Origin of the sequence: Kitasatospora sp. NPDC057904 (assembly GCF_042887925.1) — a bacterium.
Lineage (GTDB): Bacteria > Actinomycetota > Actinomycetes > Streptomycetales > Streptomycetaceae > Kitasatospora.
Window position 1 is genome coordinate 105,688 of the sequence record NZ_JBHVOL010000021.1, and the last position, 24,917, is coordinate 130,604.

Sequence of the window (24,917 nt, forward strand, 5' to 3'; positions counted from 1 at the left end):
GGTTCTCATTTCTCGGCCTTGCGGGCGACGAAGAGCCGCTGCCCGAGCGGAGCCAGGACATGGGACTCGGCCGGCAGCGTCCGCACCTGCCGCAGGCCCGCCCCGGCGAACACGTCCAGCCACTGGCCGGGGGAGAGGAAGGTGCGGCCTGTCTTCGCCCTGGCGTCCTCGGGGGCGGTCATCATGAACGCCTGCGAGGTGAGGATCTCCAGGTGCTCGCGGGTCGGCTCGGTGACCAGCAACCAGCCGCAGGGAGCGAGGAGTTCGACCAGGGCGCGGACGGTGGCGTCGGTGTCGCGGGCGTTGTTCAGCACGCCGGCGGCGATGACCACGTCGAAGGAGCCGGGGGAGTGTCCCTGTTCGCGTGGGGCCCGGTCGACGTCGTACACGCCGAGCCGCAGCCAGCGGTGGCGGGCGAACCGCTCCCTGGCGGGGCCGAGGAAGAAGCGGGACACGTCGGTGAACAGGTAGTCGACGTTCGGCGCGGCCGTGCCCGTCACCGTCAGGGCCCGGACGACCGCCTCGGTCGTCGCGGCGGTGCCGCCCCCGACCTCCAGCACCCGCAGCGGTCGCCCGTCGGCCGGGACGAGGCGGCGGACGGCGGTCGCCACGGCCGTGTTGAGGTAGCGGGCGGTGATCGTCTCCCGGTAGACGGTGTCCGCGAGCTCCGTGCGCCCCTCGGGGAAGAGCAGCAGGGCGGCCTGCTGCTCACCGCTCAGCAGGGCGGGCAGCCGTTCGGCGTTGAGCCGCAGGTAGTCGACGAACTCGGGCGCGCCGAGCCCGTCCGCCCACAGGGCCGCCGCGCGGTCCCAGGCCTCGGCCGCCTCGGCGTGCCGGACCGTCCGGGTCGCGACGAATCGCTCGCCATCTCGGACGACCCGACCACGCTCGGCCAGAACGGCCAGCCAGCGTTCGACCAGGCCGTGATGGGCCGGTGCTACCCGGGCGGTGGCGAGGATCTCCTCCAGGGTGCCGAGGGCCCCCGGTAGTGCCAGCAGCATGCCGGCGAGCACGGCCTCGTCCAACTGCTCGACGAAGGCGCGGACCTGCACGGCTCCGACGCCGCGCACCTGGAGCTCGGCGGCTCCTGCCGCCGCCTCGACCAGGCCGTCCAGGGCGGGCGGTACGACGGCCGCATCGTCCACCGTCGCCAGCAACTCGCCGACGGGGAAGGGCTGGTGAGCCTGCCCCGGCCGCAGCGTGGGGTAGCCGAGCCGGGAGGTGAGGTCCTGCCACAGTCGGGTGAGGGTCAGATGGTACTGGTCGGGCCGTTCGGCCTCCGGCTCGCCGAGGATGCCCGCGTGCAGTGCCAGCAGGTCGGCGCCGATCGCCTCGGGCCAGGTCCGGCTCAGCGCCTCCCGGTAGGGCGGCGGTCCGGCGGGGCCGAGCACGGTCGTGGCCGGTTCGGCGAGGTGGCCGGTGTCCGGGCCGTCGAAGTCGAAGCGCTCCTTCACCGCGTCGGGGATGTGCAGCCGGGGGTGCCACAACACCGGTCCGTGCGGGTCGGTCAGGCTGAGCGTGCCGCCCGCCGTGGCGATCGTCACCCGGTGCAGCAGCTGGATGTGGTTGTCCGGGTCCGCCGGGTCGACCTCGTTCTGCACCCGCAGCGTCAGCGGCACGGCGCCGAGTACTCCCGTCAGCACCGTGAACGGGCCGTCCGCCGGGCCCGACGGGGGATCGATCCGCCAGGGACGCAGGCTGCCGAGCGCGTCGCCGAGCAGGTGCACCAGCGGGAAGGCGACCTGCATCGAGCAGGCCGCGTCCACCGACAGGGCCGGCTGTTCACCGAGCAGCCGGCGTGCCGCCGTCGTGAAGCGGCGCACCGCCGGGAGCCGGACGTACAGGTCGCCGAGCCGGTACCGCACGCCGTTCCGGCGCGCCTCGCGCAGACAGCGGGCCAGGTCGTCGTGGTGGACGGGCTGCTCCTGGAGGACGTGGACGCCACGGCCGAGCAGCCGCAGCGCGAGCTCGGTGCCGGGCCCGCCCATTACCCCCGACCGCACCACGACGCAGGCCAGGTCGATGTCCTCCGGCAGTTGGTCGACCTCGGTGAACAGCGGCACCCCGAACCGGCGGGCGCATTCGACGGAGCGGGGCCCGCCCCTCGCGAGCACGCCCGCGATCTCGAACTCCTCGGGCAGCCGGGCCAGTGCGGCGAGGTAGAACTGCCCGAACGTCGTCCCGCACACCACGGTTCGCAGTCGGCGGCCGGTCACAGCACTCCCTCCTCGACGAGATCGACGAGATCGCCGATCGGCCCGTCGGTCACGGTCAACTCCATGGCGCCCGGGAGCCGTTCGACGGTCGCGGCCGGATCGAGCACCGCGTCCGCCCAGTGCACCCCGGCCGGCACCTCGCCCAGCAGCACCGCCAGCGCGGCCGCCGCCGTGACGGCTCCGGTCAGCTCGGCGATGCCGGGCGCGCGCAGCACGGCCGTCCGGCTCAGGGGGCGCCCGTCGGCCGTGCCGTCGAGCTGGACGAACAGCGCCGCGTACGGGGTGCGCCCGGCGGTGTCCAGGGCGGTCGCCCGGCACAGGCCCGCGACGGCCTCGGCCCGGTCGAGCCCACGGGCGGCGTCGAGCGCGGCCGGCAGGTGCTCGCCGTCGAGCACGGTGTACCAGCGGCCGTGGTCGAGGGCGAGGTCGTGCGCCAGCCGCTCGCCTTCGGCATCGAGGTACGGGTAGGCGGCGACGGAGCGCGGCAGGAGCGGCAGCCGCAGCCCGGACTGCCGCGCCAGCGCCCCTGCCCGGCGCCCACCGCCCTGCCAGGCGGCGAGTGGCTCGTTGCCGCCGCCGAGGACGCCGTGCAGGTAATCCTCCGCGCCCGTGGCGGTGAAGCGGTCGAGCACCGCCGCGTAGCAGGTCAGCCCGTGCACGGTGGCGAAGCCCTGCCCGGCGAGCCAGCGGGGGAGCAGCCCGGAGAGCCCCGGCAGCGCGCCCGCCGCGAACACCGTGCTGAACGTACCGTCGCTGTCGGCGAGTTGATCCGGCGCGCCCGCGTCCACGTGGTGCGCACCCGCCGCCAGCGCCGCCCGGGCCACCCGGGCGGCCGAGGTGTGCGAGGGCCCCGCGCAGTGCACGACGACCCGGCAGCCGGCGACGAACTCGGCCAGCGAGGCGTCGTCCGCCACGTCGACCCGTACGGCCTCGGCCGGGCCGGGCAGGGCGGCGGCCAGCTCGGCCGCACGCTCCAGGCGTCGACCACCGATCCGCAGCGGGCCCGCGCCCCGGGCGGCGAGCAGCCGGGCGGCCTGGGCGCCGACCGCGCCGTAGCCGCCGATGATGCCGATCACAGAGTGCCTTCCTCAAGGTCGTCGTGCTGTGCGAGCTCCTCGGCCACGGCCGCCGCCACCTGGGCGAGGCCGGGCCCGTTGAACATCCGGCGCAGTGGCAGCTCCACACCGAAACGCTGCTGCAGCTGGGCGAGGAAACGGGTGGCCAGCAGACTGTCGCCGCCCTGCTCGAAGAAGCTCCGCCGTCGGCCGACGACCGCCAGCCCCAGCAACTCCACCCACATGGCCGCGAGTTGCTCCTCCAGCTCGCCCTGCGGCGGCTCATCGGCGTCCTCGTCACCGCCCTCGGCCAGCGCCGCGGTGACTGCTGCCCGGTCGACCTTCCCGTTGGCGCTCAGCGGCAGCCAGGGCAGCACCTCGATCCGCTCCGGCACCATGTGCGCCGGCAGCAAGGCCGCCACGTGATCGCGCAGGTCGGCCGGGTCGGGGTCGAGCGAGGCCTCCGGCCGCCGGGCCCAGAGCCGCTCCATGAAGGAGTCGCCGACCGCCAGGTGGCCGGCCTCGTGCAGACCGACCCGGGCGAACAGCTCCGCCCAGCGCGACGCCGGCAGCATCGGCGTGCCGGCCAGCCGACGCGCCCGGTCGAAGGTGACGTAGCCGCGGTCGAGCAGGCCCGCCGTCAGCAGCGCCACCGGGGTCAGCTCGGCCCGCTCGACGGCCAGCAGTCGCCCGCCGGGCCGCAGCAGCAGGGCGGCCAGGGCCGGCCCCTGCTCGGGCTCGGGGTAGCGGTGGAGCACGTTGTCCGCCACCACCACGTCGAAGCGGTGCCGCAGTTCCTCGGGTATCCGCTGGTCCGGCAGCTGGTGGCAGACGGCGTGCGGCTGCTCCGCCAGGCGCCGGGACGCGGCGGTGACCATCGCGGCCGAGGGGTCGAGCAGGGTGTAGCGCACCTGCGCCGGGGAGAGCAGGCCGAGCAGCTGCTCGGCGGTGCGGCCCGCGCGCCCGTCCAGCTCGGCCACCTCGATGGGGCGGCCGGCGGCCTCGGCCAGGTCGGCCAACTCCCGCGCGATCCCGGCCAGGGCCGCCGCACCGCCGGGATCGGCGGCCGCGAGGTTCGCCGGGGCGAGTACGTCGTCGTCCAGCAGGACGGACGGGTCGAGCCGCCCGGCCAGGATCGCCCGGTAGTCCGCCACCCGGTCGAGCAGCTGCCGCCGGGCGCGGACGATCAGGGCGCCGTACGCGTCGGAACCCGTGTCGGGCTCGCCGCGGGTCAGGGCGACGGCGAGCTCCGGCCCGGCGCTGTACCCGTTGCCCTCCTCGACCAGCACCTTCCGCTCGACCAGCCACCGCAGCCACAGCCGCAGGACCGGCCGGTGCTCCTCCGTCACCTCCAGCCGGGCGGCCAGCGCGTCCAGGTGCTGCGGGCCGTCGAGCCCGTCCGGACCGAGCAGTCGGATCAGCACCTCCTCCGCCGCCTCGGCCTCCACCTGCCGGGCCCGCGCCGCCGCCACGGTCGTCCGGACGGTTCCGGTCGGCGACACCTCCTGCGGTGCGACCGCCGGAACGACCGCTGCCGCCAGCCGCCGCCCGGACCGTTCCCCGACCACCGCCACGACCGCGCGGCCCACCGCCGGATGCGACCGCAGCGCCGCCTCGATCTCACCGAGCTCGATCCGGTGGCCCCGGAGCTTCACCTGCTGGTCCGCCCGGCCGAGGAACTCCAGCGTGCCGTCCGGCCGGTAGCGGCCGAGGTCCCCCGTGCGGTACCAGCGCCCGCCCGCCCACTCGACGAACCGGCGCCCCGTCAGCTCGGGCGCTCCCCGGTAGCCGCGGGCCACGCCCGCGCCACCGATCCACAGCTCGCCCGGCACCCAGTCCGGGCAGTCCCGGCCGAAGCCGTCCACCACCCGGAACCGCTGGGCGCGCAGCGGCCGGCCGTACGGGATCGAAGGCCAGGCCGGGTCGACCTCGCGCACCTCGAAGGAGTTGGACCAGATGGCCGCCTCGGTCGCGCCGCCGAGCGCGACGAACCGGCAGTGCGGCAGCAGTGCCGTGCAGCGGCCCGGCAGGTCGAGGCCGACCCAGTCGCCGGAGACCAGCGCCAGCCGCAGCGGCTCGGGCGCCGGACCGGTCTCCGCCACGGTGAGCAGCATGTCGAGCAGCGCGGGCACGGAGTTCCACACCGTCACCCGGTGGCGGCGCGCCAGCTCCAGCCACCGCCGGGCGTCCCGCCGGGCCTCCTCCTCGACCAGCACCACCGCGCCGCCCGCCGACAGCGGGCCGAACACGTCGTACACCGAGAGGTCGAAGTCCAGCGCGGACACCGCGAGAACGCGGTCCTCCGGCCCGACGGCAAAGCGCTCGTTGACGTCGTCCACGGTGTTGGCCGCCGAGCGGTGGGCGATCTCGACGCCCTTCGGCTCGCCGGTCGACCCCGAGGTGAAGATCACGTAGGCGAGGTCCTTCGGACCGGTCGCGACCGGCGCGGGCAGCGCCTCCCTGCCCTCGGAGATCCCGATCCTACGGATACCGTCGTCCCCCGTCCCCGCCTCGTCGGTGACCGCGAACCGGGCCCCCGCCAGGCGGTGGATCCGCTCGCGCCGCGCCGTCGGCTGATCGACCCCGACCGGCAGGTACGCCGCCCCGGCCGCCAGCACCCCGAGAACGGCCACGACCTGCTCCGGCCCCTTCGGCAGCGTCACCGCCACCACCTCGCCGGGCTCCACCCCGCGCCGGCGCAGCACCGCCGCCAGCCGCAGCGCCCGCTGCGCCAGCTCGCCGTACGTCCACGCCTCGCCGTCACCCCACACCAGGGCGGTCCGGTCCGGCTGTTCGGCCGCCCGACGGAAGAACCCGCCGTGCAGCAGCCCGGCCGGCGCCTCCGTGCCGGTGGCGTTGACCTGCCGACGCACCAGCCGCTGCGCCTCCGGCAGCAGCTCGGGCGCGGGCTGGTGCCAGTCGGCGGCGCCGAGGTGGTCGAGCAGCCGCAGGTAGCCGGCGAGCATCGCGTCCAGCACGCCGTCGGGGAAGAGCTCCTCGACCGCGTCCCAGTTCAGCCGGATCCCGCCGTCGGCGGTCTCGGTGACCTGGTGGTCCAGCCAGACCTGCGGTGTCTGGGACACCCCCCACACGTGCTCGGCGAAGGGGCCGTCCGGCGCGCCGGCGCCGACCCCGAGGGCGCTGGTGAACACCACGGGCATCGTGGTCTCCGGTTCACCGGTACGGCGCGCGAGGTCGCGCAGGACCTGGACGGCCGACAGCTCCCGGTGGTCCAGCGCCCGCCACAGTTCCTCCTGCACCCGCCGGGCCGTGGCCAGCCAGCCCTCGTCGCGCTCGGGGCGCACGGGGACGAGGACCAGCGAGGTGAAGTCGCCCAGCACCCGCTCGATGTCCGGGTGCACCTCCCGGCGGTCGAACAGGGTGAGGTTGAGCGTCAGGTCCGGCCGCGCGCTCCAGCGGCCCAGCACCTCGCCGAAGGCGGCGAGCAGCACCGCCGACGGGGTCAGGCCGTGCTCGCGCGCCTGGTCGGCGATCGGCCGCCACCGCTCGGCGGACATCCGCGCCTCGCGCCGGGTGAAGTACGGGCGCGCCACCTCCGACGGATCGACGGCGAGCGGCAGCTGCGGCGCGGGCGGGAGCTCGGCGAGCCGCTCGGACCAGTACTCCCGGGCAGCGGTCAGTGCCTCGGGGGCGGGCGCCGCGCCGAGCACGTAGTCGCGGAACGAGACGTCCAGCGGCGGGAGTTCGGCGTCCAGGTCCTGGTACACGGCGCCGAGTTCGGCGTAGAAGCGCAGGATGCTCAGCGCGTCCAGCACCAGGTTGTCCATCCCGATGCCGAGCCTGGTCCGACGGCCCGAGCGCACCGCGCGGATCGAGAACAGGGGCCAGACGCCCGGGTCGAAGACCTGGTGGGAGGCGCTCTCCCGCAGCTCGGCGAACGCGGCCTCGGGGTCGGGGCCGGCCTCGGCCAGCGGGATCGTGAAGCGGGGCACCTCGGGCAGGACGCGCTGCTCGCCCCGCTCGTCGACGACCGCCCGCAGCATCTCGTGCCGTGCGACCAGCCGGTTGACCGCCTCCTCCAGACGGTCCGGGTCGAGGTCGTCGAGGTCGTACTCGCGGTAGAAGTGGCAGCCGATCCCGCCGAGGGTGAAGCCCTTGCCCCGGCCCAGCCAGTACGCGCGCTGGACGTCGGTGAGCGGGAACGGCTCGTGGCGGCCCGCCGGGTCCGCTGCGAGGACGGGGGCTGGGGCCGGTGCGGCGTCCGGCCGCAGCGTCGCCGCGAAGTCGGCGAGGACCGGCCGGGCGAACAGCTCGGCGAGCCGGACCTGCCCGTAGCCCGCCGCGCGCAGCCGGCCGACCAGCCGGGTCGCCAACAGGGAGTCGCCGCCGAGGGCGAAGAAGTCGTGCTCCCGGCCGACGGCGGCCGCGCCGAGCACCTCCGTCCAGGCGGCGGCGACGGCCTCCTCGGCCGCGCCGACCGGAGCCGTGACGGGGGTGGTGTCCGGAAGGTCCCCGGCCGCCAGCACCTGGCGCAGGGCTGCCCGGTCCACCTTCCCGTTGGGCGTCAGCGGCAGTCCGGGCAGCACGGCGATCCGCTCGGGCACCATCGCCGAGGGCAGCCGTTCCGCGAGGAAGGCACGCAGCGCCGCCGGGTCGAGAGCGGAAGCGCGGCCGTCCCGCAGCGCGCCCACGGTGGCCAGCGCCTGCCAGTCGGCGGCCGCGCGCTCCCGGTCGGCGGTGAGCGCGGCCCCGAGTCTGCCGTCCGCGCAGACCACGGCGACGCCCTGCGCCACGCCGGGGAAGACGGTCAACGCGGCTTCGATCTCGCCGAGTTCGATCCGGTGGCCGCGCACCTTGACCTGGTGGTCGGCCCGGCCGAGGAACTCCAGGGTGCCGTCCGGCCGGTAGCGGGCCCGGTCGCCGGTGCGGTACCAGCGCCGTCCGTCGGCCTCGACGAAGCGCTCGGCGGTCCGTTCGGCGTCGCCCCGGTAGCCGCGGGCGAGGCCCGCGCCGCCGATCCACAGCTCGCCCGGCACCCAGTCCGGCCGGTCCCGTCCGAGCGGGTCGACCACCCGGCAGACGACGCCCCGCAGCGGTGTGCCGTACGGGATCGATGACCAGTCGGCCGGGACCGGCCGGGGGACCTCGCAGACGGTGGAGTGGATGGCCGTCTCGGTGGTGCCGCCCAGGGCGACGAACCGGCAGCCGGGCGCGAGGGCGGCGAGCCTTCCGGGCAGCTCCAGCGGTACCCAGTCGCCGCCGAGCAGCACCGTGCGCAGCGCGGGTGCGGGGCCGTCGGCTGCCGCGGTGACCAGCATGTCCAGCAGCGCGGGCACGCAGTTGACCACGGTGACGCGGTGGCGATGCATCAGCTCGGCCCAGACGGTGGCGTCCCGGCGGTCCGGCTCCTCGACGCAGACCACCGCCGCGCCGGCCGACAGCGGGCCGAAGACGTCGTACACGGACAGGTCGAAGTCCAGGGCGGACAGCGCCAGGGTGCGGTCCCGGGGCCCGATGGCGAACCGCTCGTCGAGGTCCTCGACGGTGTTCACGGCGGCCGCGTGCGGGATCTTGACGCCCTTGGGCTCGCCCGTCGAGCCGGAGGTGTAGATGACGTAGGCGAGGTCGGTGTCGGCGCCCGGCAGCGGGCCGGCCAGGGGCTCGACGTCGGCGGGGACGGTGACGTCGTCCAGGACGAGCCGGATGCCCGCCGAGGTGTGGATCCGGGCGCGACGGGTCTCGGGCTGGTCGATGCCGAGCGGCAGGTAGGCGGCGCCGGCGGCGAGGACGGCGAGGACGGCGGTGACCTGGTCGGGCCCCTTGGGCAGGGTGACGGCCACCAGGTCACCGGGGCGGACGCCCCGGTCGTGCAGGTGGGCGGCCAGGCGCAGGGCCCGGTGGGCCAGCTCTCCGTATCCCAGTGCTCCGCTCTCGCCCCAGAGCAGGGCCGGGACGTCGGGGTGCGCGGCGGCGCGGGCGAAGAAGGTGTCGTGCAGTCGGGCGCCGGAGCGGGTGTGCGCGGTGTCGTTCGCCCGTTCCCGGACGGCCAGTTGGGCAGCGGGGAGCAGTGGCGGAACGGGTGCGCCCCAGGCGTCCGGGCCGTCGAGCAGTCGGTCGAGCAGGGTGCCGTAGGCGGCGAACATGGCGTCCAGGATGCCGGGGGCGAAGGCGTCCTCGCGGGCGTCCCAGTTGACCAGCAGCCCGCCGTCGACCTCGGTGACCTGGGCGTCCAACCAGACCTGCGGGCCCTGGGAGATGATCCAGGAGGCCTCGCCGAACGCCTCGCGGACCGCGGGGGCGAACAGTTCGCCCAGCCCGAGGGCGCTGGTGTAGACGACCGGTGCGAGCACGCGCTCGCCGTGCAGACGGGAGAGGTCGCGCAGGACCTCGACGCCGGAGTGGCCGGCGTGTGCGGCGTCCGCGTGGAACCGGCTCTGGAGGCGGGTGGCGCGCTCGGCGAAGGTGCCGGGGGCGGAGCCCTCCCAAGCGAGTAGGACCGAGGAGGTGAAGTCGCCGACCAGTTCGCCCACTTCGGGGTGGAGCGGGGCACGGTCGAAGAGTGGCAGGTTGAGCAGGACGTCAGGCTCGGCGCTGAAGGCCGTCAGCGTCTCGGCGAAGACGGCGGCGAGCGCCATGGCCGGGGTGAGTCCGTGTCGGCGGGCCAGGCGGTCGAAGGCGTGCACGGCCTCGGCGTCGAGCCTGCGGTGTCTACGGACGACCGTGGTGGCGGCGGAGGCGAACGCATCAGGCGCGAGGGCCAGTTGGGGCGCCGACGGAAGGTCGGGCAGTCGGGCCTGCCAGTACGCCCGGTCCGCGTGTTCGGCGTCGGGGTCGGCGGCCGCGGCCCGGTCGGCGCGGTACCGCGGGTAGCTGTAGTCCAGGGGCGGCAGCGGCCGGTCGGGCTCGGTGTAGGCGCGGGCCAGGTCGGCCAGCAGGACCCGCAGGCTCAGCGCGTCGGCGGCGACCATGTCCAGGTTGATGTGCAGCCGGGTTCCGTCAGGCCTCAACTCATCGGGGAGCAGTGAGAGTTGGACGTCGAAGACCTCGCCGCTCGCGATGTCCAGGGAACGGTGCGAAAGACATCGGCGTAGCTCCGCCAGCCGGTCCTCGGCCTCGGCGGAGGGGAGTTCGCGCAGGTCGTGCGCGCGCAGGCCCGGCCAGGTGGTGTCCGGCGCGATCCGCTGACGGCCGTCGTCGAGGACGTGCACCCGCAGCATTCCGTGGCGGGCCAGCACGGCCCGGACGGCGTCTTCGAGCCGGGCCGGATCGACGCCGGCGCCGTCGAACTCATGGTAGAAGTGCGCTGCCACACCGCCGAGTTGCTGACCCTCCTCGCGCCCGACCCAGTACGCGTGCTGCATCAGGGCCAGCTCGAACGGCGCCGACTCGTCGACGGCGGCCGGCGCCGGACGGGCCGTCGCTGTGCCCGGCTGTCTGTCGAGCAGCGAGTGCCAGGCGGAGAGCCGGGGTTCGGCGGCCAGGTCGGCGAAGCCGACGTCGAGGCCGTGCTGCCGAAGCCGGCCCGCGAGGCGCATCAAGGTCAGTGAGTCCAGCCCGAGTTCGATCAGGTTGGCATGCTCGGCCACCTCCTCGGCGGGCAGGCCCAGCAGCTCGCCGACGGCCTTCGGCAGATCGATGGGCGGCGGCCCGGATACCTGAGACAACAGGGGCTCCTCTCCTTCGGTGCGGTGTGCTCGTATCTTAATAGCATTGAAAACCATTTCCATCTACTGCTAGCGTCCAGGGCATTCGAGAACACCGGCCACGAAGGGGCGGGGATGACCAACTCCACGACAGGACCCGTAGAAGATAAGGAAGTTGACCAGGCGGACACGTCAGCCGACGTGCTCTCCGGGCGGCGCTGGACGACCGCGCTGACCTCACTGGCGGCCGCGATGATGACCCTGGACATCACGGTCGTCAACGTGGCCCTGCCGAAGATCGGGGAGGACCTCGACGCCTCGCTCGACTCCCTCCAGTGGATCGTCAACGCCTACACGCTCAGCTTCGCCGCGCTGCTGCTCACGGCCGGCTCGGTGTCCGACCGGATCGGCCGCCGCCGGATCTTCCTCGCCGGGGTCGCGCTCTTCACCGCCGCCTCGGCCGCCTGCGCGCTCGCGCCGAACGCGGCCGTGCTGATCGCGGCCCGCGCCGTCCAGGGCGCGGGCGGCGCGATGGTGCTGGGCACATCGCTGGCGCTGATCGCCGGGGCGTACGAGGGCGCTCCCGCCCGGTCCCGGACCAGCGCCATCGGCCTGTTCACGGCCGGCGGCGCGGTCTCGGCGGCGCTCGGCCCGCTGGTCGGCGGCGTGGTCGTCGAGTGGCTCAGCTGGCCCTTCCTGTTCGCGGTCAATGTCCCCATCGGGCTGGTCATCCTCTACGGCACCGCGCGCCGGGTGCCCGAGAGCGCCGCCCCCGGCGCGGCGCAGCCGGTCGACCGGGTCGGCGCGGTGCTGGCGGTGCTCGCCCTTTTTGCCCTCAACTACGGCATGCTGACCGGCGCGGAGCAGGGCTGGTCCGCGCCGCGGGTGCTCGCCCTGCTCGGCGCCGGGGCGGTGCTGGCGGTGGCGTTCGCCGTCGTGCAGTGGCGCCTCGGCGAGCGGGCGATGCTCGACCTGCGACTGTTCGCGATCCCCACCTTCAGCGGTGCGGTGCTGCTGAGTTTCGCGGCCCGGGTCTTCAGCTTCGGCCTGCTGCCCTTCCTCACCCTGTGGCTGGGCGGCATGCTCGGGCTCTCGCCGTTGCGGATCGGGTTCGTCCTGCTCGCCCAGTCCCTCGCCCTGGTGGCCGGCGCCGCGGTCAGCTCGCTGCTGACCAAGGTGATGTCGATCGGCCGGGTCCTGGCGCTCGGGATGGTGCTGGTGGCCGTAGGCCTGTTCACCGCCGTGGGCATCGGCCCCGGGGACGGCTGGACGGTCGTGCTGCCGATGCTGGTGCTGGTGGGCGCGGGCGCCGGTCTGACCCTGCCGCACCTGCTCGCCCTCGCCGTCGGCGTCGTCCCGGCCGCGCGGGCCGGCACCGCTTCCGGCGCGGCCAACAGCTTCTTCCCGCTGGGTACGGCGACCGGCGTGGCCGTGTTCGGCGCGGTCCTGACCGCCAAGGTCGGAAACGTTCTGTCGCCGGAGGCCCTGGACCGCCTGGGCGGGCAGTCGGGCGGTGCCGGGCAGGTCCACCGGCTCGTCACGGCGGGCCAGTTCGATGCGGCGGCCGCCCCGTTCCCCGCGGCCGCTCGTGGCGAGTTGCTCGACCTGGCCCACTCCGGCTACACCGGCGCCCTGTCCACCATCTTCCTGATCGCCGGCATCGCCGCCCTGGTCGCTGCCGGGGCGAGTCTGGTGCTGATCCGCGAGCAGGACGCCGACCGGAGCAGCTGATGCAAGGCGAGCCACGGGCCCGGTCACCCCTTCCGGTGACCGGGCCCGCCGCTCGCCCCAGCCGAGGACAGCAGCCGCTCCAGGAGGGCGTCCAGCACCGCCCGGGGCTGCTCGGAGAGGTAGAAGTGCCCGCCGGGGAAGGCCAGCGACTCGAACGGGCCGCTGGTCCACTCACACCAGCCGGCCGCCTCCTCGGGAGTGAGCTCGGTGTCCTGGACACCGGTCAGGGCGGTCACCGGGCAGGGGAGCAGGCCCTCGGCGGCGGCCGGGTACGTCTCGATCAGCCGGTAGTCGCCCCGTACGGCCGGCAGGACCAGACGCAGCAGCTCGGGCAGCTCCAGTACCGCCGGGTCCGTGCCGCCCAGCCGGGCCAGTTCGGCGCACAGCGCGGCGTCGTCGAGCAGGTGGACGGTGCCGCCGCGGTGGTGCTGAGGCGCCTCGCGCGCCGAGACGAACACGTGGGCGGGCGCCCGGTGGCCCCGGCGCAGCAGGTGCAGGGCCAGCTCGTGTCCGACCGTCGCACCCATGCTGTGTCCGAACACCGCCCACGGCCGGTCCAGCAACGGGCCCACCGCATCGGCCAGTTCGGCCACCATGGCCGCCAGGTCGGGCGGTATCGGCTCGTCGAGGCGCTCCGCCCGGCCCGGCGGGCAGACGAGGACGAGGTCCACCTGGGGTGGGAGCAGCTCGGCCCACGTCCGGTAGAGCGCGGCCGAACCGCCCGCGTGCGGCAGGCAGATCAGACGCAGCGAGGCGTACGGGCGTGGGCGCGGGCGGCGCAGCCATCGGGAGTCGGGCATTGGTCCGGGTCCTCGTGGTCGTCACGGATTCGGTCAGCGCTGGGCGGGGTCGGGGATCGCGAGGCCGGCCGGGTCCGGCAGGTCCGGTACGGCGGCGACGAGCCGGGCGGTCACCGGGTCGGCGGGCGCGGACAGCACCCGCTGCACCGGCCCGCTCTCGCGGACCGTGCCGTCGGCGAGCACCGCGAGCGTGCCGCCGATCCGGGCGGGCACCGAGAGGTCGTGCGTGACGACGACCAGCGCGACGCCCAGGTCCCGGCGCAGCTCGTCCAGCAGGGCGACGACGGTGGCGGCCGTCGGCGGATCCAGTGCGCTGGTGACTTCGTCGCAGAGCAGCACCTCGGGTTGCGCGGCGAGGGCGCGGGCGAGGGCGACCCGCTGGCGTTGCCCGCCGGACAGCTCTCCGGGCCGCCGTCCGGCGTGCTCCGCGGTCAGGCCGACTCGCCCCAGCAGCCGGTGCACCTCGGCGCGTACGGCCTCGGCGTCCAGCTCCGGCCGGAACAGACCCAGCGGGCGCGCGATGATGCGGCCCACCGGGTGGCGCGGGTTCAGCGAGTCCTGGGGGTCCTGCGGTACGAGCTGGACGCGGCGGAGCTGGTCGCGGCCGCGCATTCGCAGCCCTGCCGGGAGTGCGTCGCCAGCGAGCCGGACGGTGCCCGTCCATTCGGGGTGCAGCCCGGCGAGGCAGCGCAGCAGGGTGGTCTTCCCGCTGCCCGACGGGCCGACCACGCTCAGGCAACCACCGGGTGCGACGGCGAGGGCGATGCCGGAGAGCACCGCACGGCCACCGCGGTGGGCGGAGAGCGCGTCGACGTCCAGCACCCGTGTCGAATCGGCGGCCCCGGTCGCAGGCCGCGCGGCCGGGAGCGTGCTTGCCCGGGCGGCCGCCACCAGCCGTCGCCCGGCCTCGCTCTCCGGTCGGGCGAGCACCTCGGCGACCGGTCCCCATTCGACCAGCTGCCCGGCGTCGAGGACGGCCACCTCGTCGGCCACCGAGGTCACCTGGGCCAGGTCGTGGGCGACCAACAGCACCGCCGGCCCGCCGTCCTCGCGCAGCCGCCGGACGTCCGCCAGCAGGGCGGCGGCCGTGGCCGGGTCGAGCGCGCTGGTCGGCTCGTCGAGCACCAGCAGGTCGGGCCGGTGCGCGAGCGCGCAGGCCAGGGCGACGCGCTGCCGCTGCCCGCCGGAGAGCTCGTACGGCCGTCGGCGCAGAAAGGCGGGGTCGTCCGGCAGCCGGGCCAGCCGCAGCGCCGCGCGGATCCGCTCGGGCCGTTCGGCGCGGGGAACGGCCCGGGCGCGCAGGAACTCGCCGATCTGGTCGGCCACGCGCAGCGTCGGGGCGAGCGAGGTGCGCGGGTCCTGGGGGACGTACCCGGAGTGCCGGGCGCGCAGTCGCCGCAGCGGCCGGGGCGCCAGGTCGAGCACCGGGTGCCCGGCCAGTCCGACCTGCCCGGACCGCAGCGCGAGCCCGGGGCGGATCTCGCCGAGCGCGGCGAGGGCGAGGGTGGTCTTCCCGCTGCCGGACGCGCCGACCAGCGCCAGGATCCGGCCCGGCGGCAGGTTCAGGTCGACGTGGTCGAGCACCGGCGCACCGTCCGGCCCGGCCAGGCAGAGCCCGCGGACGCGCAGCACGGAGCCGTTGTCCGGGGCGCCGTTCGGGGCATCGTTGGGCGTGGCAACTCGGCGACGAGGTCGGGGGGTTGCCCGAGCGGCAGCCGGAGAGGCGGTGTCGACCAGCAGGTTCGCGGACAGCAGCAGGACCAGGATCGCGGCCGCGGGCACGGCGACCGCGAGCGGCTGCAGGGCGAGCCCGTCCCGGTTCTCCAGGATCATCAACCCCCAGTCCGCCGACGGTGGTTGGGTGCCGTACCCGAGGAACGACGCGGTGGAGACGATGAACACCGCTCCGACGAACCGCACCCCGGCGTCGGCCGCCAGCACCGGCGCGAGGTTGGGCAGCACCTCGCGCAGCAGGACGTACCCGGTGCGCTCGCCGCGCGCCAACGCCGCCTCGACGTAGTCGTGTTGCAGCGCCTGGAGGGTCGCCGCGCGCACCACCCGGACGACCTCCGGCAGTAGCACCACGGCGGCCGCCGCGCCGACCCCGAACCCGCCGTGCCCCAGCGCCACCACGGTCACGCTCAGGAGTAGGAAGCCGGGCAGGCTCAGCAGCACGTCCGTCGCACGCAGCACCCAGGTGTCGAGGCGCCCACCGCGCAGCGCCGCGAGCATCCCGGCGGCCGCGCCCAGCCCGTACGCGGCGGCGAGTGCGGCCGTCGACTGCACCAGCAGCGCCCGTCCGCCGGCCAGGAGCCGGCTGAGCACGTCCGAGCCGAGGTGGTCGGTGCCCAGCGGGGCCGCGCCGCCGGCGGGTGCGTACGGCATGTCCAGGACCTCGCCGCTCCCGTGTGGGGCGAACAGCGGGCCGAGCATGGCGAGCAAGACGACGGCGATGAGCACGCCACCCGCGGCGACTGTCTGGACCCGCCTCTTTCGTATCATCAACTCGTTGTCCTAGCAGCGGGATTGAGTGCTCGGGCGAGCAGGTCGGCCAGCAGGTTGAGCACGATGGTCAGGCACGCGACCAGCAGGGCGCAGCCCAGCACGACCGGGGTGTCCCGGGAGGCGGTGGCGTTCACCAGCGCGGCCGCCAGCCCGGGGTAGCCGAACAGCGTCTCGGCGACCAGCGTCCCGCCCAGCAGATAGGCGAGGTAGCGGGCGAACGCCGGGACGGCGGGCACGACGGCGGCGGGCATTACCCAGCGCAGCACGACCCGGTGTTCGGGCACTCCGCCGAGTCGCGCGGCGAGGACGGCGTCCGAGCCGGTGGCCGTGAGCACACCCGAGCGCACCAGCCGCACGTTCTGGGCCAGGCTGACCGAGAGCAGCGTGACCACCGGCAGGACCAGCAGCTGGGGTTGGGTGAGCACGCCCTCCCCGGCGGGCGGCACCGAGACCGCAGGCAGCCAGCCGAGACCCACCGCGAACACCAGCACGAGCAGCGTGCCGGTCACGAACTCGGGCAGGCTGACCAGCGTGAGGGTGGCCGCCGACACCGTGCGGTCCGCGGCCTGACCGGCCCGCAGCCCTGCCCAGAGGCCGAGGCCGAGCGCCAGGGGCACCAGCAGGACGGCGGTCACCGCACCCAGCAGCAGCGAATTGCCGGCCCGCTCGGCGATCAGCCGGGCGACCGGCTCGCCATTGGCGTAGGAGGTGCCGAGGTCGCCCTGGACGGCATGCCACAGCCAGTGCGCGTAGCGGGTCCACAGCGGCTCGTCCAGGCCCAGCTGGTGCCGGAGTTCGGCGATCCGCTCCGGTCCGCCGTGACCGGCCAGCCGGGCGGTGGCCGCGTCCCCGGGGGCCAGGGCGGTGGCGGCGAACACCAGGACGGAGACGGCCAGGAGCGTTCCTGCCGCGCCGCCGAGTGCGCGGAGCGGCCTCAGCACGTTCCTCATGCGCCGAGGAACGCGTCGCGCAGGGACGGGTAGTCGAAGAACCCGAGGGCCTTGACGCCCTGGACGCTCGGCTTGGCCGCCGCGACCGGCGGGATCCGCGCGAAGACCACGTCGCCGCCGTGCTCGTAGAGGTGGTGCTGGACGTCGTGCACCGCGCGGGTGCGCTTGGCGTCGTCCCCGACCGCCGCGTGCATGGCCGTCAGCAGCCCGTCCAAGGTCGGACCGGCGGGCCCGGTGAAGGGGTACGACGCCTTCGAGCCGTAGTACATCGACAGTTGCAGCGGCAGCGGCATCGCGTGGTAGAGGTTGGTCTGCAGCGGGGTGCTGAGCAGGGTCTTGATGTCGGTGTAGTAGTCGGCGGCGGGGATCTTGTCGACGTTCACCGACAGCCCGGCGTCCTTGGCCTGCTGGACGAAGGCGGTGGCGCTCTCCAGCGTGCCGTACTCGTAGTCGCTGGTGCGGACCGAGAGGGTGAGGCCGCCGAGTCCGGCGGCGGCGAGCACCGTGTGGGCCTGCGCGGGATCGTGGGCCGGGCGCGGCAGCGAGGTGTCGTACCAGGACTGGTGACGGCCGAGCGCGTCGTCGGCGACCTCCCCGTAGCCGAGGGTGACGGTGCGCACCATCGCGTCCCGGTCGACGGCGAGGCGCAGCGCCTGGAGGGCCTCGGGCTTGTCGAAGGGGTGGGCGCCGAGGTTCATGGTGAGCGCCAGGTCGCTCCAGAGTTCCTGCGGCGCGGTCAGCACCCTGAGCGCGGGGTTCTTCGCCTCGGCGCGGGCGGCGGCCAGCGAGATGGCGCCGGCGTAGTCGAACTGGCCGGCCTTCAGGCCGTTCAGGCGGGCCCCGGCGTCGGCGACGGAGACCAGCTCGATCTCGTCCAGGTACGGCCCGCCGCCGGCCGCCGCGCCCCAGTAGTCGGTGCGCGCGGTCAGCAGACTGCTCGCGCCCCGGGACCAGCTCTTGAGGACGAACGGGCCCGAGCCGACGGAGTGTTCGAAGTCCGTGGTGCCCGCCGGGAAGACGAACATCGACTGGGCGAGGACGAGGTCGAAGAAGCCGTCCGGCGACTTGAGCGCCAGAACGACGGTGCGCGGGTCCGGGGCGCTGGAGGCGGCCGGGTCGAGGGCGCTGAGCAGGCCGCTCTGCGTGGTCGGGTTGGTGGCCAGCGTGCGCAGGCTGAACAGCACGTCCTCGGCGGTCAGCTTGCGGCCGTCGCTGAAGGTCGCGCCGTCGCGGACGCGGACGGTCCAGCGGGTCGCGTCCGGGCTCGGCTCGACGGATTCGGCCAGCCGCCAGACCGGCTTGCTGTCCTCGATCTCGCCGAGGGTGTCCCAGACCAGCCGGGCCCGGACGTAGTCGACCGCGCTGCCGGTGGCCTGGAGCACGCTGGTCGACTCGGCGGCCGAGCCGGCGAACGTGGCCCGCAGCCGCCCGCCCTTGCGGGGTGCGACCGAGGAACCGGTGGCGGCTGTGAGCGGCGGCCGCGTGCCGTCGCTCCCGCACGCGGCCAGCAGGCCGCTCACGGTGGCAGCCCCGAGGCCGGCGCCGACGCCTCTGAGCATGGAGCGGCGGGATATCTGATCAGGAGTCACGTGACCTCATTCGAACGGGCGGAGGGCGGGCCCTCACTCTAGAATGAAACGATAATGCTTTTCAATAAGGTTCCTGGGGGTCTCATGTCCGACCGCTCGCCCGCCCGTACCCGTCGCGCCGGGGTTCTCGACCGATCGACCGCAGCCGCCTGGATCGCGCGCTGGGAGATCCAGCAGGAGAGGTACGCGGTCGACCGCGAGGAGCGCTTTGAGGCGATCGACGACGTGGTGGAGCTGGCGACCGCGAGGAACCCGCGGCCGCTGGTGGCCGACCTCGGCTGCGGTCCCGGCTCGCTCGCGGTCCGGCTTGCCGGCCGCCTGCCGGGCGCGCGTGTGGTCGCTGCCGACGCCGACCCGTTGCTGCTCGCGCTGGGGCGTGCATACGGCTTGAACGCGGTCGAGTACGTGGACGCCGTCATCGGAGAGCCCGGTTGGGTGACCGCGCTCGGGCTGGACCGTCCGCTGGACGCCGTGGTGTCCAGCGCGGCGTTGCACTATCCGCAGGCCGAGGCGTTGGGCGCGATCTACCGCGACCTGTCCGATGCGCTCAGGCCGGGTGGGGTGCTCGTCAACGGTGACCACATGGAGCCCGGCGACCCCGCGATGGCAGCGTTCGCTCGCGCCGTCGGCCGCCGCCGGGCCGAGCGGCGAGCCGAGGTCGAGGGGGAGGACTGGCAGTCGTGGTGGGACGCCGCCGCGCGGGAGCCCGCGTTCGCCGAGCTGCTGGCGGAGCGGGCCGAGCGCCCGGCCTTGGCCGATGGGGGCGACAACCTGTTGTCGGCTGCCGACCATGAACGGTTGCTCCGCGCGGCCGGATTCCGGTCCGTGGGGGTGGTCTGGCGGTGCGGCCCGAGCTGCGTCCAGGTGGCCGTTCGCTGATTCCGTATCGGGCCCGGCAGGCGGCATGACTGCCTCGACTGATGGTCGAGGGCGGTCGAACCCGGGTTGGCCGGGTCTGGTGATCGCTGGAGGTCAGTGCGACGGCGAGTCGGTCCCGAGGGCTTCGGTGAAGGGGGCGTCGGACAGCCGCCAGTGTTCCATTCGGAGGGCGAGCTCGGAGTCGGTGAGCAGGCACTTGTTCAGCCGCTCGTGGAGCGACGGGACGTCGAGGTCGATGCCGGTGAAGGTCAGTTCGCAGCGGCGCTCGCCCTAGTGAGCGCGGCGACCACACCCAGCGCGAGTACGGCGACCGCACGGCGGCGGTTTCTCATATGTCCTTCGGTCATGGCTGACGGGTGCTCACTCATACGGGTCGCCCGGTTCGGCGATCCGATGGACCTGGTCCGCCGCCAGGACCGGGACGGCGCTGTCCTGGCCGGCCGGCCCGTCCGGCTGCCAGCGGCCGGTGACCTGGACCCAGGCGCCCTTGGGCGGTGCGTCGGCGCCATGGATCTCGACCTTGCTGGTCTGCGCGTCGGCGGCGCAGCAGGTGATCGTCAGCCGGGCGAGGTACCAGCCGCCTGCGTCGGGTGCGGGCGTGGCGAAGCCGGTGAGCCGGACCTGCCGTCCCTTGAGCGAACCGCTGGTGTCCCAGACGGCGCGGGCGTCGAAGTCGGCGAGCCGCATGGCGATCGGGTCGGTTGTGGGCAGCGGGGCGAGGCCGCCCGCGGCCTGCGCGGGTTTGACGGTGGTGCTGTCCGAGCGCTGTGCGGTGTAGGCGCCGAGCGCTCGGGGTTGAAGCAGATAGATTGCCAGGACGGGCAGGAGGAGGAGCCACGCGGTGCGGGGTGTGCCGTGACCGTGCCCGTGGTGGGCGTCGGGTGTGTCGGCGTCGTGCTTGGGGCGCAGCAACTCCCGGGCGGCGACGGCCGCGCCGATCAGGCCCACCGCGACGAGCAGTGTGCCGCTCGCGATCAGGTACGGTCGCAGGCCCTTGCGGACGTACCGCAGGTACAGCTCACTGAAGAGCGCGATGTGCAGCACTGCCGCACCGAGCAGGATGTGCAGCAGCGCCCGGACTTCGCGCCTCACAGAAGCCACCAGCCGGTCACGGTCGACGCGGTCACGGCGACGGCGAACGTGGCGGCGCAGAAGCGCCAGGCGAAGGCCCGTCCGAAGGTGCCGGCCTGGAGGGCGATCAGTTTGGCGTCCACCATCGGGCCGACGACCATGAACGCCAGCCGGGCGGTGGGGGAGAAGCGGCTCAGTCCGGCGGCGACGAAGGCGTCCGCCTCCGAGCAGACCGCGAGCAGGACCGCCAGCAGGGCCAGGACCAGGACCTCGACGCCCGACAGGCCGGCCGCGCCCCTGAGCAGGTCGCGCGGCACGGCGACGTTCAGGGTGGCCGCCGTCATCCCGCCGATCACCAGGAAGCCGCCGGCGTGCAGGAAGTCGTGTTCCAGCGAGGCGCGGAAGGCCGTCCAGCCGGTCGGACCGTTCGACGGCACCCGGGGCCGCAGCCACTCCGGGCGGCCGAACCGGGCCCAGAGCAGCCCCATGACCACGGCGGTGGCGAGGGAGGCGAGGAAGCGCGCCGCCATCAGCTCGGGCTGCCCCCGGAAGGCGACGGCGGTGGCCACCAGGACCACCGGGTTGACGGCCGGTGAGGAGAGCAGGAACGCCAGCGCGGCGGCTGGCGCCCCCCCCGCGCGCGATCAGCCGCTCGGCCCCCGGCACGGAGGCGCACTCGCAGCCGGGCAGCACCACCCCGGCCGCGCCGGCGATCGGCACGGCGAGCAACGGGTTCCGCGGCAGCGCCCGTTCCAGCAGCCGCGCGGGAACGAACGCGGCGATCGTGGCCGACAGCACCACGCCGAGCAGCAGGAACGGCAGCGCCTGCACGCAGACGGCGACGAAGACCGCCCCCCAGGCCTCCAGCCACGCCGGTCCCGTCCAGCCGCCCAGGAACTGACGGCCGACCAGCACGGCCACTATCTCGGCGACCAGCGCTTCGAGCGAACCGGGCGAGCGGACCCGGCGGCGGGTGCGGTCGGTGCCCGCAACCGGGTGCGGCCTGGCCTCGACGGCGGTCTTGTCAGCCATGGCGGCCGGACGCTCCTTCACCGCAGGAATCTGAGGTACGGCCGCACCCGAACGCGCGGCCGGGGGCGAGTCTAGGCGGTGCCTGCGGAGGAACGCCCGAGACCCCGGACAGAGCCCCAGCCGCGTCCCGGGGCTTGCTCTCCGATCCGAGACGTCGCCGATGGGTCGGGGCACAGCTGCCCGCCACACGTCCTGGGCGGTGGCGGCCCCGCGCGCCCTCACCACCGGCACCCGGCCGGCAGGTCAACTGCCTGCCAAGCGCTGAGCAAGGTCTCGGCAACGCCGTCATTTCGGACCGATGCTTCTGGTTGGCTGGGAAGCCGGGGCCGGACGAGGGTTCGGAGGGTCGCGCGGGACCGGGGGTTTCGGTGCCGGCGGCCTGAATGCTCGCGAACTCGTCCGTGTCCGGCCCCGAGGCCGGCTGCGCACGCTGTGTGGGGCACAGCGAGCGGACTCTGCGCAGCCGGCACCGCCTGCTCCCGAGCACGGAGTTCAGGGCTGCGGAGTGTCCCGGGAAGGGTGGTCGGGCCGGGCACCGCGGATTTCAGTCGACGTGCAAGGTGAGTTCGGCGGTGTGCAGTTGTCCGGCGGTCTGGAACTGCAGGAAGACCCGCCAGTTGCCGGGCTCGGCGAGCAGGGCCTGGAAGGTCAGGGTGGGCCCGCCGTGGTCGCCGTTGACGGTGTTCGCCGGGTGGAGGTGGGCCAGTGCCTGGTCACCCTCGTGGAAGGCGGTGAGGTGGGCGTAGCTGTCCAGGTAGGGCTGGAGGTCGGTGACGGGGCGGCCGGCCTGGCTGACGGTGGCGGTCAACTGGTGTGCACCGGCCATCGGTTGGGCGTGCAGGGTGACGGTGTAGCCGTCGACGACGGTGCTGCCGGTCGGGGCGGGCAGGGGTGTCGGGACAACCTCGCCCGGCACCGTCACGGTGCGGCTGAGGACGAGCTCTGTGGCGTGGGGGCCGGTGTTCGGGATGAAGTCGGCGTACAGCCGCCAGGTGCCCGGAGCGAGGGCGGCGAGATCGGCGGTCCAGGTGCCGTCGTCGGAGATGTCCGGGTGCAGGTGCTGGAAGCCGGTGAGATCGGTGCGGATCGCGTAGAAGTGCAGCTTCCTGGTCTGATGGACGGTGAAGTCGGTGACGGGGGTGCCGTCAGGGCCGGTGACGGCGAATTGGAAGGCCGTCGGCAGGCCGGCCGGCACGCCGCAGGTCGCGGCGTTCAGGCGGTAGCCGTCCTGCTCGGTGGCGAGGCCGCGGGCGAGGCCCTGGGCGGTGCCCGCCGCGTGCGCCATCCCGGGCATTCCCGGCATGCGCGCCGTCGCGTCCCGGGGTGAGCCGGAGGAGACGGGCGGGACGGATGCGGCCATCCCGAGCACGAGCAGCACGGGCACGCAGGACGCGAGCAGCCAACCTCGGGAGAATGAACGAGGCGGAGAAGCGGTCATCGGCAGGTTCCCGAGCCGGCGCGGCGAAGCCGGCGCCGTCCGGGGTCGAGGAGATTCGGCCTCGCTACAACAGGAGACCGGTGACGGGAACCGCGATAACGGAAAGTCCAGGCCGAGCGGAACGCCCTCGGCGGCGCCGACGGCGGTCGGGCCATGGAGGGCACACAGCGGGTGGCCAGGTTGTCGGCCGGCTCGGCGTCGGCTGGGAGGGAGGCAAAGGGGGTGGCGAGGTCGGGACGAGTTCCACGGACGTCACGGATTCGCGAGGTCGGCCCCCGCCTTGAGGACCGGTCATGCCGCCTCGATGCCGAGGGCTGCAGCGAAGGGGTCGTCGGGCAGGCGCCAGTGGTCCGTTCCGAGGGCGAGTTCGGAGTCGGTGAGCAGGCAGCTGTTCAGTCGCTCGTGGAGGGAGGGGACGTCGAGGTCGATGCCGGTGAAGGTCAGTTCGCAGCGGCGCTCGCCGTAGTAGGGGTGCCAGAGCAGTGCGGCGAACGTGCGCCGCTCGGCCGAGGCCGTCTGCCATGCCTTGCCGTCGTGCTCGGGTAGCCAGGTGCCCGCGGTGTGGATGGCCAGGTGCTCGCCGGCGGACTCCCAGCGGTGGATGGACCGGGGCCGGTTGGCGAGCCACAGGTGCCCGTGTCCGCGTATGACATCCGGGCAGATTTGCGCCAGTGCGTCGTGCAGGCGTTGTGGGTGCATCGGCCGGCGGGAGGACCAGTACGTGGTGCGGACGCCGAACTCCGGCGCGCGCGGCTGTCGGGGGACGGGCAGTGGGCCGTGCCGGTCCCGGACGTCGTCGGGGTCGAAGTGGTTCCGGCCGATCAGTGCCGGGAGGTCGGGCGTCCAGAGGGCGCCGGTCAGCGGGTCGTGGCAGATGTGGGCCATGGAGCGGTACGCGGAGAGGTGGCGCACCAGGGCGACGGCGCGTGCGGAGGCGGCGGGATCCGGGTCGTGTGCGTTCGAGGTCACCACGGTCCTGGCGCTCGCGAGGTGGCGGGCGGCGGTCTCGGCGACGGTGCGCCGGTCTGCGGGGCCGATGGCCAGTCCCCGGTCCAGGAGCCGGTCGCCGGAGCCCAGATCGTCCTCGAGTCGCGACAGGTCGACGCAGGCGGCGACCGTGTCGATGCGCAGGTGGTCGGCGAGTGCCTGCCCGCGGACGTGGCCCTCCGCCACATCCAGGGCGACCAGGTCCGGCGCCATGCCCGGTGGCAGGGCGAGCAGCAGGTGCCGGTAGCGGGCGGTGCGCGTCAGCTGCAGCAGGACGGCGAGCAGGGCCGGCGGCAGCGCGTCGGAGGAGCAGGGGCGCGCCGGGGTCAGCGTGCCGCCGCCGACCGGTCCGCGACGCTCGTGCACCTGCCAGGAGGCCGTACGGGCGTCGGCGGCGACCTGCACGGTGAGCACCGCGAGGCCCGGGACCTCGATGCGCGCCAGGTCGGCGACGCAGTCCCGGACGCCGGTGGCGAGGCCGCCGAGCACTGTGATCGGCAGCGGGCGGGGCTCGCCCTGCGGGGTCAACTGATTCCTCCTCGGTGCACCGGACGAGTCGGTGTGTGTCAGCTCGCCGTGCCGGGCTTCGAGCCGGTGAGGCCGTAGCGGCGCTGGAAGCGCTCGACGCGGCCGGCGGTGTCCAGGACGCGGGCGTTGCCGGTGTAGAACGGGTGGCTGGCGGAGGAGATCTCGACGTCGATGACGGGGTAGGTGTTGCCGTCCGTCCACTCGATCGTCTTGTCGCTGGAGGCGGTCGAGCGGGTGAGGAAGGCGAGGTCGCCGGCCTTGTCGCGGAAGACGACGGGGCGGTACTCGGGGTGGATGCCGGACTGCATGGGGTTCTCCTGGTGGCAGGCGGGGTGGGTGGTCAGCGCTCTTCGCGGAAGTCGACGTGCTGCCGGACTACCGGGTCGTACTTGCGCAGCACCAGGCGGTCGGGGTCGTTGCGGCGGTTCTTGCGGGTGACGTAGGTGTAGCCGGTTCCTGCGGTGGAGCGGAGTTTGATGATCGGGCGCAGTTCGTTGCGGGCCATTGGGGGTCCTTCCTGGTGTGTCGGACT

15 protein-coding genes and 1 pseudogene are annotated in these 24,917 nt (G+C 74.5%); 2 read left to right on the top strand and 14 right to left on the bottom strand.

The features are described from left to right. Positions 1–5: 5 nt before the first annotated feature. Genes ACFVSN_RS36080 through ACFVSN_RS36090 form a run of 3 tightly spaced genes read right to left on the bottom strand, consistent with a single transcriptional unit; the run spans position 6 to position 10,896 of the window. On the bottom strand, positions 6–2,216 hold the full coding sequence (locus tag ACFVSN_RS36080) for a Gfo/Idh/MocA family oxidoreductase (protein WP_387597382.1): 2,211 nt from the start codon (positions 2,214–2,216) through the stop codon (positions 6–8). Next, positions 2,213–3,292: a saccharopine dehydrogenase NADP-binding domain-containing protein gene (locus ACFVSN_RS36085; RefSeq protein ID WP_387597385.1), complete on the bottom strand. Its 1,080-nt coding sequence runs from the start codon at positions 3,290–3,292 to the stop codon at positions 2,213–2,215. Before ACFVSN_RS36085 ends, ACFVSN_RS36080 begins: the two co-directional genes overlap by 4 nt. Further along, positions 3,289–10,896: an amino acid adenylation domain-containing protein gene (locus tag ACFVSN_RS36090; protein ID WP_387597388.1), complete on the bottom strand. Its 7,608-nt coding sequence runs from the start codon at positions 10,894–10,896 to the stop codon at positions 3,289–3,291. Before ACFVSN_RS36090 ends, ACFVSN_RS36085 begins: the two co-directional genes overlap by 4 nt. A 114-nt stretch (positions 10,897–11,010) precedes the next feature. Here ACFVSN_RS36090 and ACFVSN_RS36095 point away from each other — a divergent pair, with 114 nt between their 5' ends. Further along, positions 11,011–12,606: an MFS transporter gene (locus ACFVSN_RS36095; RefSeq protein ID WP_387597391.1), complete on the top strand. Its 1,596-nt coding sequence runs from the start codon at positions 11,011–11,013 to the stop codon at positions 12,604–12,606. A gap of 23 nt (positions 12,607–12,629) precedes the next feature. Here ACFVSN_RS36095 and ACFVSN_RS36100 read toward each other — a convergent pair whose 3' ends face one another. The 4 genes from ACFVSN_RS36100 to ACFVSN_RS36115 are packed head-to-tail and all read right to left on the bottom strand — an operon-like array spanning position 12,630 to position 18,420. Continuing rightward, positions 12,630–13,406 (bottom strand): thioesterase II family protein, encoded by a 777-nt coding sequence (locus ACFVSN_RS36100; protein ID WP_387597394.1) that lies wholly within the window; start codon positions 13,404–13,406, stop codon positions 12,630–12,632. 33 nt (positions 13,407–13,439) lie between these two features. Continuing rightward, positions 13,440–15,866 (bottom strand): ATP-binding cassette domain-containing protein, encoded by a 2,427-nt coding sequence (locus tag ACFVSN_RS36105; protein WP_387957610.1) that lies wholly within the window; start codon positions 15,864–15,866, stop codon positions 13,440–13,442. Between the two features lie 41 nt (positions 15,867–15,907). Continuing rightward, a complete protein-coding gene (locus ACFVSN_RS36110; protein WP_387597400.1) occupies positions 15,908–16,861 on the bottom strand; it encodes an ABC transporter permease in 954 nt (317 codons plus the stop codon). Then, positions 16,858–18,420, bottom strand: a complete 1,563-nt coding sequence (locus ACFVSN_RS36115) for an ABC transporter substrate-binding protein (protein WP_387597403.1) — start codon at positions 18,418–18,420, stop codon at positions 16,858–16,860. The genes ACFVSN_RS36110 and ACFVSN_RS36115 overlap by 4 nt, the downstream gene beginning before the upstream one ends. A gap of 114 nt (positions 18,421–18,534) precedes the next feature. Between ACFVSN_RS36115 and ACFVSN_RS36120 the strand changes: the two genes are divergently transcribed. Next, positions 18,535–19,329 (top strand): class I SAM-dependent methyltransferase, encoded by a 795-nt coding sequence (locus ACFVSN_RS36120; RefSeq protein WP_387597406.1) that lies wholly within the window; start codon positions 18,535–18,537, stop codon positions 19,327–19,329. 360 nt (positions 19,330–19,689) lie between these two features. Here the strand turns inward: ACFVSN_RS36120 and ACFVSN_RS36125 are convergent, their stop codons facing one another. From ACFVSN_RS36125 to rpmG, 7 genes and pseudogenes are all read right to left on the bottom strand, one after another. Further along, positions 19,690–20,430 (bottom strand): TIGR03943 family putative permease subunit, encoded by a 741-nt coding sequence (locus tag ACFVSN_RS36125; protein WP_387597409.1) that lies wholly within the window; start codon positions 20,428–20,430, stop codon positions 19,690–19,692. Then, a complete protein-coding gene (locus tag ACFVSN_RS36130) occupies positions 20,418–20,969 on the bottom strand; it encodes a permease (protein WP_387957612.1) in 552 nt (183 codons plus the stop codon). Before ACFVSN_RS36130 ends, ACFVSN_RS36125 begins: the two co-directional genes overlap by 13 nt. 115 nt (positions 20,970–21,084) lie before the next feature. Further along, a pseudogene (locus ACFVSN_RS36135) lies at positions 21,085–21,432 on the bottom strand (permease); the annotation flags it as partial. Positions 21,433–21,976: 544 nt separating this feature from the next. Beyond that, positions 21,977–22,792 (bottom strand): hypothetical protein, encoded by an 816-nt coding sequence (locus ACFVSN_RS36140; protein ID WP_387957615.1) that lies wholly within the window; start codon positions 22,790–22,792, stop codon positions 21,977–21,979. Between the two features lie 369 nt (positions 22,793–23,161). Continuing rightward, positions 23,162–24,385 carry a GTP-binding protein gene (locus tag ACFVSN_RS36145; RefSeq protein WP_387597417.1) on the bottom strand — a complete coding sequence of 408 codons (1,224 nt, stop codon included), beginning with the start codon at positions 24,383–24,385 and terminating at the stop codon, positions 23,162–23,164. A 38-nt stretch (positions 24,386–24,423) separates the two neighbouring features. Beyond that, complete coding sequence (locus ACFVSN_RS36150) at positions 24,424–24,693, bottom strand: type B 50S ribosomal protein L31 (protein ID WP_387597420.1); 270 nt, start codon at positions 24,691–24,693, stop codon at positions 24,424–24,426. A 32-nt stretch (positions 24,694–24,725) separates the two neighbouring features. Continuing rightward, positions 24,726–24,890, bottom strand: a complete 165-nt coding sequence (gene rpmG, locus ACFVSN_RS36155) for a 50S ribosomal protein L33 (protein WP_030461239.1) — start codon at positions 24,888–24,890, stop codon at positions 24,726–24,728. Between the last annotated feature and the right edge of the window lie 27 nt (positions 24,891–24,917).

Excerpts from the sequence above, each read along its gene's own strand:
- rpmG (WP_030461239.1), bottom strand. The coding sequence starts at position 24,890 with ATGGCCCGCAACGAACTGCGCCCGATCATCAAACTCCGCTCCACCGCA.
- ACFVSN_RS36100 (WP_387597394.1), bottom strand. The coding sequence starts at position 13,406 with ATGCCCGACTCCCGATGGCTGCGCCGCCCGCGCCCACGCCCGTACGCC.
- ACFVSN_RS36110 (WP_387597400.1), bottom strand. The coding sequence starts at position 16,861 with ATGAGGAACGTGCTGAGGCCGCTCCGCGCACTCGGCGGCGCGGCAGGA.
- ACFVSN_RS36120 (WP_387597406.1), top strand. The coding sequence starts at position 18,535 with ATGTCCGACCGCTCGCCCGCCCGTACCCGTCGCGCCGGGGTTCTCGAC.
- ACFVSN_RS36140 (WP_387957615.1), bottom strand. The coding sequence starts at position 22,792 with ATGGCCGCATCCGTCCCGCCCGTCTCCTCCGGCTCACCCCGGGACGCG.
- ACFVSN_RS36150 (WP_387597420.1), bottom strand. The coding sequence starts at position 24,693 with ATGCAGTCCGGCATCCACCCCGAGTACCGCCCCGTCGTCTTCCGCGAC.
- ACFVSN_RS36095 (WP_387597391.1), top strand. The coding sequence starts at position 11,011 with ATGACCAACTCCACGACAGGACCCGTAGAAGATAAGGAAGTTGACCAG.
- ACFVSN_RS36115 (WP_387597403.1), bottom strand. The coding sequence starts at position 18,420 with ATGCTCAGAGGCGTCGGCGCCGGCCTCGGGGCTGCCACCGTGAGCGGC.